We start from the raw sequence: 12,306 nt of genomic DNA on the forward strand, positions 1-12,306 counted from the left end.
CGCGCACGAGGACCTTCAGGCGCGCCGGACCAGCGGCAAGCTCCTTCTCGACCCCGCGTCCTAACCTCCCTCCGTGGCCACCTTCGCCGAACTCGGGCTGTCCAAGCCGTTGCTCGAGGCGCTCGCCCACCTGGGCTACGAAAAGCCCAGCCCCATCCAGGAGCAGGCAATCCCGCCGCTGCTCGCCGGCGGCGACATCATCGGCCAGGCCCAGACGGGCTCGGGCAAGACCGCAGCCTTCGGCCTTCCGATCGTCGAGCACGTCGACCCGTCCGTCGGCGAGGTCCAGGCGCTCGTCCTGACCCCGACGCGCGAGCTCTGCATCCAGGTGACGCAGGCGCTGCGCACCTACGGCGCGCGCAAGGGTGTCGACGTCGTCGCGGTCTTCGGCGGCGCGCCCATCCGCAGCCAGCAGTCGCAGCCGCGCGCCGGCGGCCACGTCGTGGTCGGCACGGTCGGCCGCGTGCTCGACCTGCTCTCACGGGCCTCGCTGCAGCTGCACTCCTGCCGCTTCGTGGTCCTCGACGAGGCCGACGAGATGCTCGACCTCGGGTTCCTCGAGGACGTCGAGAAGATCCTCAACATGACGCCGAACGGCCGTCAGACCGCGCTCTTCAGCGCGACGATGCCGCCGCCGATCCGCAAGCTGGCCGACCGCTACCTCTATCACCCCGAGGTCGTCGCGGTGAAGTCGCAGTTCCTCACCGTCGACACGGTCGAGCAGTTCCGCCTCGAGACGAAGGCCAACGAGAAGGCCGAGACGCTCGTGAACGTACTGCGCGCCGAGAAGCCCGCCCAGGCGATCGTCTTCACGCGCACGAAGATCCGCGCCGACCAGCTCTACCGCAAGCTGCGCGACGGCGGCATGAACGTCAAGGCGCTGCACGGCGACATGAGCCAGGGCCAGCGCGACGGCGTGATGCTGTCCTTCAAGGGCGGCCGCGTGCCGATCCTCGTCGCGACCGACGTCGCCGCCCGCGGCCTCGACATCTCGACGGTCACCCACGTCATCAACTTCGACGTCCCGACCTCGCCCGACACCTACGTGCACCGCATCGGCCGCACGGGCCGCGTCGGCCGCTCCGGCCGCGCGATCACGTTCGTGGAGCCCAAGCAGCAGAAGGAGCTGGCGGCGATCGAGGCGCATGTCGGCATGAAGCTGACCGAGTGGGCGCCCGGCGCGAAGACCGCTCCCACCACGGTGGTCGAGACGCCCAAGCGCCACACCAAGCCGCAGATCTCGCGCAACGGCGACGAGCAGTACCGCCGGGTGCTCGCCGGCGCCGGCCGCGCCGACGGCCTCGAGGTCTCCGACGTCATCCGCGCGGTGACCAGCGCCGCCGGGCTCGACGGCGAGGCGGTGCGCGACGTCCGGGTCCTGGAGCGCTTCACGCTCTTCTCGGTGCCCGACAGCGAGGCCGCCCGGATCGTCGAGGCCGTGGACGGCAGCGAGCTCGCCGGCCGCAAGCTGCGGGTGGAGCTGGCGCGCGCATAGTCCGTCTCGGAGGCAGGACCGCAACCCTGACGCCCCGAAGGGCGTTCTGGGTATGGTGAGAACTTGTTCATGAGCCTTCTGCAGCACGATCACGACCCCAAGGCCGACGCCCCGGGCGGTGGGACGCCCGAGGAGGTCGCTCCCGCGGTGCGCGCCTGCCCGACCTGCCAGGCGGAGCTCGCCGACGGCCAGGACTGGTGCCTCAACTGCGGCCAGGCGCAGCCCGGCCGGCTCGCGAACCTCCCCGGCAAGCGCGCCGCGGTGACGGTCCTCGCGCTCACCACGGTGCTCGTCGGCGGCGCGGTCGCCGCCTCCTACGCCGCGCTGCAGGACGGCTCCGCCGCGCCCGGGAGCACGCAGTTGGCCCAGGTCAGCGCGGCCGAGCCCGCCGCGCCGGTCCCCGCGCCCGCGACGGACCCGGCCGCCAGCTCCGCGCTGCCGGCCGCCCCGACGACCAGTGCGCCCGCGGATCCCGGCGGCACGCTGCCCGACACCAGCAGCACGCCGGCCACGCCGACGCCCGCGACCCCGACGCCCACGCCGTCGACCCCGTCGTCCTCGGGCTCCTCGACCTCGTCGGGCACGTCGACGTCCTCCGGATCGACGGGCACCAGCGGCTCGTCCACCGACTCCACGGCCGACACGCGGACGTCGACCACGCCGACCGAGACCGCGCCCACGGCGATCAAGCTGGACGGCAGCGCCGCCGCGCTCTACGACCCGTACACGCGCAACACCGCGACCGGTGACGTGACCAAGACGCTCGACGCCGATCCGGGGACCTCGTTCCCGATCACCGTCGCGCCCGGAAGTGGCTCGATCGGCGCCGGCGTCACGGTCGACTTCGGCAAGACGCGCGGCATCCGCGAGATCGACCTGACGACCAAGACGCCCGGCTTCAAGGTGGAGGTCTACGCGACCGACTCCGACGAGCTCCCGCCCGACGTGCTGGACACCCGCTGGGCGCACCTCAAGGACGTCACCGACGTCGGCACCGGTGCCGGCAACAAGCAGATCATCTCCCTCGGCAGCGGCACGACGAAGTACCGGCACGTACTGCTGTGGTTCACGGCGCCCCCGCCCGACGGCCTGACCGTCCGCGTGTCCGAGCTCAAGCTGCTCGGGTAGCACCGGCGGCGCCACACTCCCTTCGTCTCACCCGACCCGACCCCACGGAGGTCCCCGCATGTCCCAGGCCACGATGACCACGAGCGAGGGCCCGATCACGATCGAGCTCTTCGACGAGGACGCCCCCAAGACCGTCGCGAACTTCAAGAAGCTCGCGGGTGACGGCTTCTATGACGGGCTCGTCTTCCACCGCGTGATCAAGGACTTCATGATCCAGGGCGGGTGCCCGCAGGGCACCGGCACCGGCGGTCCCGGCTACGAGTTCGAGGACGAGATCAACGACCACAAGATCGTGCGCGGCGCGCTCGCGATGGCCAACGCCGGCCCGAACACCAACGGCTCGCAGTTCTTCCTCGTGACGATCCCCGAGGCCGGCTGGCTCGACGGCAAGCACACGGTCTTCGGCCAGATCACCGAGGGCATGGACGTCATCGACACCATCGAGGGCAAGCCCACCGACGCGCGCGACAAGCCCACCGACGACGTGCGGATCGAGTCCCTGACGATCACCGAGTAGCGCAGCGGCCGCCGGCCGGGGAGACGGCCGGAGGGTATAGTGGTCTAGACCACATGACCGGCCCTCCGACTCTCTCCTCCGGCCCGTCGCGGCGGCTGGGCGTCCGCGCCGCGCTGGTCGACGGCGAGCTCGTGCCGGGCGACGTCGTCGTCGCGGGTGCGGGCGTGCTCGAGGTCGGCGCCGGACCGGCAGGCGAGGCGGGCGTCGCGGTCCCCGGCTTCCTGGACCTGCACATCAACGGCCTCGTCGGCGTCGACTTCCTGTCCACCGACCTCGACGGCTACCGCGCCGCGAGCGTGGCGCTGGCGGCCACCGGCGTCACCGGCTACCTGCCGACGTTCATCACCTCGCCGCTGGCCGACTACGACGACGCCCTGGCCGTCGCGCTCCGCGCGGCCGCCGACGCGCCCGGCACCGGCGGCGCCCGCGTGCTCGGCGTCCACCTCGAGGGCCCGTACCTCTCGCCGCGGTGGCCGGGCGCCCACGACGCCGCGCTCCTGCGCCGTCCCGACGTCGACGAGGCGCTCGCGCTGTGCGAGGGCGGCCTGGTGAAGATGGTCACGCTCGCGCCCGAGCTCGACGGCGGGCTGGACCTCGTCAGCGCGCTGGTGGCGCGCGACATCGTGGTCTCCTGCGGCCACAGCGACGCCGACGCGGCGACCGCCGGCGCGGCCTTCGACCGCGGCGCGCGGGCGATCACCCACCTCTACAACGCGCATCGCCGCTGGGCGCCGCGCGACCCCGGCGTCGGCGGGGCCGCCCTCGTGCGCCCGGGCGTGACGGTGCAGGCGATCGTCGATCACGTCCATCTCGCCCCCGAGGCCGCGTACGCGGCGTTCCTGACCGCCCGGGACCGCTTCTCGCTGGTCACCGACGCGATGGAGGCCGCCGGCCAGGGCGACGGCACCTACCGGCTCGGCCGGCGCGCGGTGGAGGTCCACGGCGGCCGCGCGGAGCTCTCCGAGGGCCTGCTGGCCGGCAGCGTGCTCACCATGGACCAGGCGGTGCGCAACCTGGTCGGGTGCGGCGCGTCGCTGGCCGACGCCGTCGGCGCCGCGACCGCCGCCCCGGCGCGGCTGCTGGGCGACCCGGGGCTCGGCATCCTGCGTCCCGGCGCGCGGGCGAACATCACGGTGCTCGACGACGACCTGCGCGTCGTGCGCACGCTGGTCGACGGCGCCGAGCAGTTCGCGGTCACCGCGTAATCGCCGCCCGTCCCCGTCAGGGGGTGACGTCGGCGGCGTAGACGTCGGTCGGGTTGGTGCCGATCTGGGTGGTGTTGGTCTGCACGAAGAAGACCTTGAAGGTCGTGCCGGCGTGGTCGAGCCCTTCGTAGTCGCCGACGAAGTGGCCGCGGGCCATGGGCGCCTTCTTCATGTCGAACGATGTCGGGGTGACGCGCTCCGACGGTGCCCAGGTGGCGGCGCCGTCGGTCGAGGTGCGGATCCAGTAGTCGGTCAGGGCGGTCGCGGTGGTGCGCGTGTCGTTGCGGAAGTCGTAGTACGTCACGGCCACCGCCCCGGCGTCGTTGACGTCGACCGCCGCCGTGAACGCCGGTGTCCCGGTCGGCGAGCCGCTCACCTTCTGCGGCGCGCTCCATGTCCGGCCGCCGTCGGTCGACTTCGAGAGCCGGACGGCGGGCGTTCCGGAGGCCGCGTCCTGCCAGACGACGTAGATCGCGCCGGTGCGGCGATCGACGGCGATGTCGGGCGCGATGTCACCGGTACGGACCGGCCGGCGGTCACCGGGGGTGCGGACGGGGCGCTCGACGACCCTGCTGACGTTGCGCGGCTTGGCCCAGGACGCGCCGTGGTCGGTCGAGCGCATCACGGCGACGTCGAGGCGGCTGCCGGGGTGCTTCCGGCTGTTCCTGGTCAGCGTGAACACGTCGAGCAGCGTGCCGTCAGGTTGCACCGCGATCTGGTTGGCGATCGTCTGGTCGATCTTCCCGGGGTCGTAGATCATCCGCGCCCGCGACCACGTCTGGCCGTTGTCTGAGCTGGAGGCGAACCAGGCCGGGCCGTGGTAGCCGATCGCGTTCTCGCTCTCCTTCAGGTTCCTGTGCGCGTGCTCGGCGACCAGGCGGTCCCAGACCGCGTAGACGTAGCCGCTCGCCGGGTCGGCGGTGATCGACTCCTTGTCGTCGAGCACGTTGCCGCCGTGGTCCTCCTTGAGCAGCTGCGGGTCAGACCACGTGGCGCCGAAGTCGTCGGAGTGGCTGACCAGGATCCCGGCCTCGAGGCCGAGGCCCACGGACGGTTGGCTGACGCTCAGCGCGATCTGGTGAAGGCGGCTGCCGGCGCCCCACGAGACCCACGGGTCGCTGGCGCGATCGTACCTCCTGCCCGGGTCCTGCCCGCCCGGGTCGCCGGAGAGCGCGAACAGCGGGCAGCGGCTGACGTCCGCGAAGGTCGCACCGGTCCAGCTCGCGCCGCCGTCGATCGACGTGCTCGTCGCCAGGCCGTGCGCGCCGCCGTCGCTCCAGCGGTCCTGCTGCCACGCGCCGGCGATGTGATCAGGATCGGCCGGGTCGACCGCGACCCACGGCTCGACCTCGTCGTTCTCGTGCACCGTCCCCGTCCGATCGTGACCCGGACCGGCGCACCCGAGCGCAAACGGCGACGCGCCGGTCACCCGCACCAGCGGCGAGACCGCCGCCGCCGCCGGCGACGCCACAAGCACTGCGGCGCCGCAGGCCACAAGGGCCGCGAGACGACGCAACTTCTGCACTCAGCATCGGAGGCTACGCGCCGCGCGCTGGCGGTGGCAACCACGGACAGCGGGTGGGGGACTGTCCCCTCAGGTCGCGCTCAGTGCGTCTCGGTGACCTTCGACAGGCCGAACGGCGTGTCGGGCTCGATCCCGCGCTGGAGCGAGACCTCGCGGGCGAGCTGCTGGGCGCGGACGATCGCGCCGATCGCGGCCAGCCCCTCGGGGAGCACAGCGGGCAGCGGGAGGTCGGCGCCCGGGCCGGGCGCGATCGACAGCACACGGCCGCCGCGCTCCCGGGCCGCCGCGGCGAACCGATCGACGTCGGGCGCGGCCGGGCCGCCGCCCGCCAGCGTGAGCACCGGCAGCTCCCGGCGCACCACGGCGATCGGCCCGTGCAGGAAGTCGGCCGCCGACGCGCCCTCGGCGAGGATGCCGGTCATCTCCTTCAACTTGAGCGCGGCCTCCAGCGCGGCGCCGAGCAGCAGGCCGCGGGCGATCGCGACGAGGCCCTGCGCGTCGCCGATGGCCTCGGCCGCTGCGACGGCGGGCGCGCCGTCGTCGAGGATCTCCTCGACCGCCCCGGGCAGCGCCGCCCAGGCGGCCGCGTCCCACGGCAGCGTGACGCCGTCGCGCGCGACGGCCTCGGCCAGCAGCGCGAACGCCGCGAACTGCGAGGTCACGGTCTTGGTCGCCGGCACGGCGCGCTCGTGGCCCGCGGCGGTGTCGATCGTGGCGTGGGCGGCGCCGGCCAGCGGGCTCTCGCGGTCGTTGGTGATCGCCACGGTGCGTGCTCCGGCGCCGCGGAAGGACTCGAGCACCGAGACGATCTCGGGCGTCTTGCCCGACTGGCTGACGCCGACGGCCAGCCAGCCGTCGAGCTCGTCCTGCACGCCGTAGCGCGTGACGAGGCTGGGCGCGGCCAGCGCCACCGGGCGCCGCGTGGCCAGCTCGAGCACGTAGCGGCCGAAGACCGCGGCGTTGTCGGACGAGCCGCGGGCGACGAGGACGATGCCCGCGGGCGCAGCGCCGACGGCCTCGCCGACGTGGGCGATCAGCTCCTCGCGGCGGCCGGCCAGCGCCGCGAGCACCTGCGGCTGGTCGGCCATCTCGGCGGTCATCAATGCGGCAGCGGTCATGTACGGCGTTCCTGTCGAAGGCGGATCTCGTAGCGGTCACCGCGAAACAGCGACCAGGCGTAGGCGAGCGGACGCTCGCTCTCGTCCAGCAAGATGGTGTGGAACTTCAGGCCGGCGCGGCCGGGGGCGACGCGCAGCAGGTTGGCGTCCTCGCCGACGATCTCGACCGCGACGACGCGCTGGTTGGCCGTCGGGAAGCGGACGCCGAAGCGGTTCTCGAGCACGTCGAACAGCGACGCGCCCTCGAGGGAGGTCTCGGCCAGGTCGGGGAACCGGGCGGCGTCGAGGAACGCCTCCTCCAGGGCCATCGGGTCGCCGTCGGCCGTGCGCACGCGGCGCAGGCGGACGACCGGCGTGCCCGGGTCGATCTCCAGCCCGCGTGACACGACCGCGTCGGCGGGAACGGTCTCCTGCCCGAGGACGCGCGAGCCGGCGGTCAGCCCGCGGGCCCGCATGTCCTCGGTGAAGGAGCTGAGCGCCGCCGCCTGGGCGACGCGGGGCTCGGCGACGAACGTGCCGCGCCCCTGGACGCGCTCGACCAGCCCTTCGGCGGCCAGGCGCGTGATCTCCGAGCGGACGGTCATCCTCGCCACGTCGTAGCGCTCGGCCAGCTCGCGCTCGGAGGGCAGGGGGTCGCCGGGGCGCAGCGTGCCGATCAGATCCTCCAGGATCGATCGGAGCTGCTCGCCCTTCGGGCTGCGCCCGGAGAGCCGGCGCGGCATCGCCGCGCCGGTCCCCTGCCCTCCACGCGAGGTCACTGGATGCCGGCGTCCTTGCATGCCGCGGCGTAGGCCGCGGTGCACACGTCGGCGGCCTTCAGGAAGCCGTCCTTGATCACGGTGTCGTTCACGTTGTCCTTGGTGATCGACAGGGTGGGCACGAGGACGGACGGGACCTGGCCGGCGCCGTTGTCGGTCTTGCTCGTGGCGATGTTCGCCGGGACCGGCTTGCCCTGGGCCAGCGGCACGGCGATCTCGGCGGACTTGCCGGCGATCTCCTTCAGCGGCTGGTAGACCGTCATGAGCTGCTCGCCCTTGAGGATCCGCTGGACGCCGGTGACCTCGGCGTCCTGGCCGGTGACCAGCACCTTGCTCGGGTCGATCCCCGCGGCCTTCATCGCGGCGATGGCGCCGCCGGCCATGCCGTCGTTGGCGACGTAGACGGCGTCGAAGCCGGTCTTGCCGGCCGACGTGATGGTCTGCTCCATCTCCTGCTGGGCCTTGTCCGGGCTCCAGTCGGGCGTGTCATAGGACTTGACGACCGTCACGCCCGCCTTGTCGAAGATGTCCTTGGCGCCCTTCTTGTAGGGCGCGGAGTTCGAGTCGGTCGGCGACCCGTTGATCATCACGATCTTCGGGCTGGTCTTGCCCTGGGCCTTGAGGCCGTCCAGCAGGACCTGGGCCTGCTGCTGACCCACCTTGTAGGGGTCGATCGACACGTAGTAGTCCAGGGGCGCGTCCGACACCAGACGACCGTAGCTCAGCACGGGGATCTTCGCCTGCTTGGCGCGGTTGACGATGCTGCCGGCCGACGCGACGTCCACCGCGTCGAGCACGAGGACCTTGGCGCCGCGGGTGATCGCGGCCTCCGCCTGCTGCTGCTGCTTGGCGGCGTCCTGCGTGGCGTTCTCGTAGATCACCTCGCATTTGGGACACAGCTGCTTCACACGGTCGGTGAAGAACGGCCGGTCCTGGGACTCATAGCGTGCCGTCTTGTTCTCCGGCAGCAGGAACGCGATCTTGGCGCCGTCCGAGCTGCTGGACGCCGCCTTGGTGCTCGACGTGCCGGACGAGTTGTCGTCGGAGCCGCAGCCGGCGGCGGCGAGCGCGAGCGACGCGGTCAGCAGCGCGCCGACCGTCGCTCGTGGGGTCAACTTGGGGAACATCTCTCCTCCTCGGGCGATGGTGCGGTGAGCGTCCCGAGCGGGCGCCACCGTCCCTTGGGACCGTATCACCACTGGTCTAGACCAGCAAGGGGAAGTGGACTACACCACTTCGGAGGGCTACGGCTGCTGGCCGACCGACGCGTCGGGCGTCGCGGGGTTCGGGATCGTCACGCCCGCGCTGGTTCCGCTACCCGGGGTCGTGGTCTGCGAACCGGAGCCGCCGTCGGCCGGTGCGGAGGGAGACGGCGTCGTGGTGCCCGCGGCGGGGTCGACGGGCGCCGGCGTCTGGGTGCCGTCGTCGTGCGTCGTGGTGGCGGGCGGGGTCTCGCCGGGGACGGTTGGCGTCGGCGCCGGGCGCGTCGGCCCGCTGGCCGAGGACGAGGAGGGCACCGCCGCGCCACCGGTCGCGGGCTGCTTGGTGGCCGCCTGCGCCCCGGCGCTCGCGGCCGGTGCCCGGCGGCGCCGCTGGTGGCGCTGGCGCGCGATGCGCACGGAGCGCGTCAGGCGCGCCGCGTCCTGTGCTCCGGTGGTCGTCGTCTGCGCCATCGGCGCGGTGCCGCCGTTGCCGTTCGCGCCGGGATCGACGACGAGCACGGCGGCGAGCGCGAGGAGCGCTCCGGTCAGGAAGTAGACGAGGTTGCGGCGCATGGGTACGGTCCATCAACGTTTGTAGCGCGTCCAACGTGACGCTCGCGCTGGCGCAGAGAACGCCGGTAGGCTTGACACACCGTCAGCTGAGCGACCGGAGAGGCATCCATGGCAGGTACGGAGCAGGTTCAGGACGTCATCACCCCCGACGCGCCCCGCGCGAAGGAGTTCGCGGTCGAGAACCCCGCCACCGGCGAGGTCATCGCGCACTGCCCCGACGTCGGGCCGGAGGAGATCGCCGCGATGGCGCGCCGCGGCCGCGAGGTGCAGCCCGCCTGGGAGGCCCTGGGCTTCGAGGGTCGCGCCCGCATCCTGACGCGCATGCAGAAGTGGGTCATCGACCACCAGGACGAGATCATCGAGGTCATCCGGTCCGAGACCGGCAAGACCTACGAGGACGCGCTGATCGCCGAGATCTCCTACGGCGCCGCCGCGTTCGGCTTCTGGGCCGGCAACGCCGAGAAGTACCTCGCCGACGAGAAGGTCAAGTCCTCGGCGGTGCTGGTCAAGGGCAAGAAGCTGATGCTGCGCTACCGCCCGCTCGGCCTCGTCGGCGTCATCGGCCCGTGGAACTACCCGCTCACCAACTCCTTCGGCGACTGCATCCCGGCGCTGGCCGCCGGCAACAGCGTCATCCTCAAGCCGTCGGAGATCACGCCGCTGACATCGCTCAAGCTGGCCGAGGGCCTGAAGGCGTGCGGGATCCCGGACGGCGTCTTCCAGGTCGCCACCGGCCTCGGCGCCACCGGCGCCGCGCTGGTCGAGCAGGTCGACATGATCATGTTCACGGGCTCGACGGCGACCGGCAAGAAGGTCATGAAGACGGCCGCCGACACGCTCACGCCCGTCTCGCTGGAGCTCGGCGGCAAGGACCCGATGATCGTCCTGGCCGACGCCGACGTCGACCGCGCCGCCAACACCGCGCTGTACTACGGCATGCTCAACGGCGGCCAGACGTGCATCTCGGTCGAGCGCGTCTACGTCGAGGAGCCGGTGTACGACGAGTTCGTCGCGAAGGTCACCGAGAAGGCCAGGGCGCTGCGCCAGGGGACGGGCGCGGCCGGCTCGGTCGACGTCGGGTCGATGACGTTCCCGCCGCAGGTCGACACGGTCGAGCGTCACGTCGAGGACGCCAAGGCCAAGGGCGCCCGCGTGGTCGTCGGCGGCTCGCGCGGCCAGCACGACGCCGGGTACTGGTTCGAGCCCACGGTGCTGGTCGACGTCGACCACACGATGCTGGCCATGACCGAGGAGACGTTCGGCCCGACGCTGCCGATCATGAAGGTCCGCGACGAGGAGGAGGCCATCCGACTGGCCAACGACTCGCCGTACGGGCTCGGCGCATCGGTGTTCGGCAAGGACACCAAGCACGCCGAGGCGGTCGCGCGCCGCGTCGACGCCGGCGCCGTCTGCGTCAACGACGCGCTGGTCAACTACAGCGCGCTCGAGCTGCCGATGGGCGGCGCGAAGGCCTCCGGCCTGGGCTCCCGCCACGGCGCCGGGGGAATCCGCAAGTACTGCCAGCAGCAGGCGATCCTCGTCACGCGCTTCGCGACGAAGCGCGACCCCCACATGTACCCCTACAGCGCGAAGATGACGGGGCGCCTGAGCAAGTTCTTCAAGTTCCTCTACGGGCGCGGCAAGCGAGACTAGGCCGCGGCCGCCGCCCGCTCAGGCCAGGTCGTCGACCAGGCGGAGCAGGTCGAGCGGGCTGAACGGCTTGGTGAGGAAGAGATCCGCGCCCGCCGAGCGTGCGCGGATCTCGTTCTCCGAGGCGCCAGCGGCGGTCAGCATCACGATCGTCGCGCCGGACGCGCCCTCGTCCTGCTCGCGCAGGAGCCTGCAGGCCTCGATGCCGTCCATGCGGGGCATGTCGATGTCGAGGAACACCAGTTCGGGGTGGATCTCGGCGGCGCGCGCCACGGCCTCCAGGCCGTTGGCGGCCTCGTGGAGCTGAAAGCCCGCGACGTCCTCGAGCGTCGTCGCGACGAGCTTGCGGATGAAGGGGTCGTCGTCGACGATCAGCACGCTGCGCATCAGTCGCCGGCCTCGAGGCGGATGCGGTCCAGGCGCTCCAGCGGGATCTGCAGGAACGCGCCGACCACCTCGGGGTCGAACTGGGTGCCGGCCGTCTCCTCGATCATCGAGCGCGCCTCGATCAGCTCCGACGGCGCGCGGTAGGGCCGCACGGTCGTCAGCGCGTCGAGCACGTCGGCGACCGCGAAGACGCGGGCGGCCAGCGGGATGCTGTCGCCCGACAAGCCGTCGGGGTAGCCGGCGCCGTCCCAGCGCTCGTGATGGTGGCGGACGACGAGCTTGGCCTCGCCGAGGAAGTCGATCTCGCGCAGGATCTCCCAGCCGACGAGCGGGTGGCGCTCCATCAGCGTGCGCTCCTCCTGCGTCAGCGGCTCGGGCTTCCACAGGATCGCGTCCGGGACCGCGACCTTGCCGACGTCGTGCAGCAGGAAGCCGAACTCGACCTCGGGGTCGTCGGCGAACGGCGCGTCGAGCACGCGCGCGATCTCCATGCCGTAGGCGGCGACGCGCTCGGCGTGCTTGCCCGTGTAGGCGTCGCGCGCCTCGACGGCGTTGCAGAGCGCGCGCACCGTGGCCATGTAGGAGCGGCGCAGCTCGTGGCGGCGATCGCGCTCGCGCTTGAACGTCTCGCGGAGGTCCGCGGCGTAACGCTCGAGCTGCTGCTCCTTCTCAGCGGCAGATCGCTCGACCGTGGCCAAGCGCTCCTGCAGCACCGAGATGTCGGTGGTGATCCCCTTGCCTGGCATGT

The 12,306-nt window shown here is 72.4% G+C and carries 12 protein-coding genes; 5 read left to right on the plus strand and 7 right to left on the minus strand.

What is annotated here, in order from left to right; genetic code table 11:
• Positions 1 to 73 precede the first annotated feature (73 nt).
• The 4 genes from VK501_RS11610 (at position 74) to nagA (ending at position 4,345) form a co-directional block, all read left to right on the plus strand.
• Positions 74 to 1,495: a DEAD/DEAH box helicase gene (locus VK501_RS11610; protein ID WP_324337577.1), complete on the plus strand. Its 1,422-nt coding sequence runs from the start codon at positions 74 to 76 to the stop codon at positions 1,493 to 1,495.
• 69 nt (positions 1,496 to 1,564) lie between these two features.
• Positions 1,565 to 2,623 (plus strand): hypothetical protein, encoded by a 1,059-nt coding sequence (locus VK501_RS11615; RefSeq protein WP_324337578.1) that lies wholly within the window; start codon positions 1,565 to 1,567, stop codon positions 2,621 to 2,623.
• Positions 2,624 to 2,681: 58 nt separating this feature from the next.
• Complete coding sequence (locus VK501_RS11620) at positions 2,682 to 3,140, plus strand: peptidylprolyl isomerase (protein WP_324337579.1); 459 nt, start codon at positions 2,682 to 2,684, stop codon at positions 3,138 to 3,140.
• 53 nt (positions 3,141 to 3,193) lie between these two features.
• Positions 3,194 to 4,345, plus strand: coding sequence for an N-acetylglucosamine-6-phosphate deacetylase (nagA, locus tag VK501_RS11625; protein WP_324337580.1), 1,152 nt, complete (start codon positions 3,194 to 3,196; stop codon positions 4,343 to 4,345).
• Between the two features lie 16 nt (positions 4,346 to 4,361).
• Here nagA and VK501_RS11630 read toward each other — a convergent pair whose 3' ends face one another.
• The 5 genes from VK501_RS11630 to VK501_RS11650 form a co-directional block, all read right to left on the minus strand.
• Entirely contained in the window at positions 4,362 to 5,711 is a 1,350-nt protein-coding gene (locus tag VK501_RS11630; protein ID WP_324337581.1) for a sialidase family protein, read from the minus strand.
• Positions 5,712 to 5,950: 239 nt separating this feature from the next.
• On the minus strand, positions 5,951 to 6,988 hold the full coding sequence (locus tag VK501_RS11635) for an SIS domain-containing protein (protein ID WP_324337582.1): 1,038 nt from the start codon (positions 6,986 to 6,988) through the stop codon (positions 5,951 to 5,953).
• A complete protein-coding gene (locus VK501_RS11640; protein ID WP_324337583.1) occupies positions 6,985 to 7,746 on the minus strand; it encodes a GntR family transcriptional regulator in 762 nt (253 codons plus the stop codon). Before VK501_RS11640 ends, VK501_RS11635 begins: the two co-directional genes overlap by 4 nt.
• Complete coding sequence (locus VK501_RS11645) at positions 7,743 to 8,873, minus strand: substrate-binding domain-containing protein (protein ID WP_324337584.1); 1,131 nt, start codon at positions 8,871 to 8,873, stop codon at positions 7,743 to 7,745. The genes VK501_RS11640 and VK501_RS11645 overlap by 4 nt, the downstream gene beginning before the upstream one ends.
• A gap of 117 nt (positions 8,874 to 8,990) precedes the next feature.
• On the minus strand, positions 8,991 to 9,521 hold the full coding sequence (locus VK501_RS11650; protein ID WP_324337585.1) for a hypothetical protein: 531 nt from the start codon (positions 9,519 to 9,521) through the stop codon (positions 8,991 to 8,993).
• A gap of 108 nt (positions 9,522 to 9,629) precedes the next feature.
• Between VK501_RS11650 and VK501_RS11655 the strand changes: the two genes are divergently transcribed.
• On the plus strand, positions 9,630 to 11,174 hold the full coding sequence (locus tag VK501_RS11655) for an aldehyde dehydrogenase family protein (RefSeq protein WP_324337586.1): 1,545 nt from the start codon (positions 9,630 to 9,632) through the stop codon (positions 11,172 to 11,174).
• 18 nt (positions 11,175 to 11,192) lie between these two features.
• Here the strand turns inward: VK501_RS11655 and VK501_RS11660 are convergent, their stop codons facing one another.
• Positions 11,193 to 11,558 (minus strand): response regulator, encoded by a 366-nt coding sequence (locus tag VK501_RS11660; protein ID WP_324337587.1) that lies wholly within the window; start codon positions 11,556 to 11,558, stop codon positions 11,193 to 11,195.
• Positions 11,558 to 12,304, minus strand: coding sequence for an HD-GYP domain-containing protein (locus VK501_RS11665; protein ID WP_324337588.1), 747 nt, complete (start codon positions 12,302 to 12,304; stop codon positions 11,558 to 11,560). The genes VK501_RS11660 and VK501_RS11665 overlap by 1 nt, the downstream gene beginning before the upstream one ends.
• Between the last annotated feature and the right edge of the window lie 2 nt (positions 12,305 to 12,306).

The sequence above is a fragment of the Baekduia sp. genome, from assembly GCF_035318805.1.
Classification (GTDB): domain Bacteria; phylum Actinomycetota; class Thermoleophilia; order Solirubrobacterales; family Solirubrobacteraceae; genus Baekduia.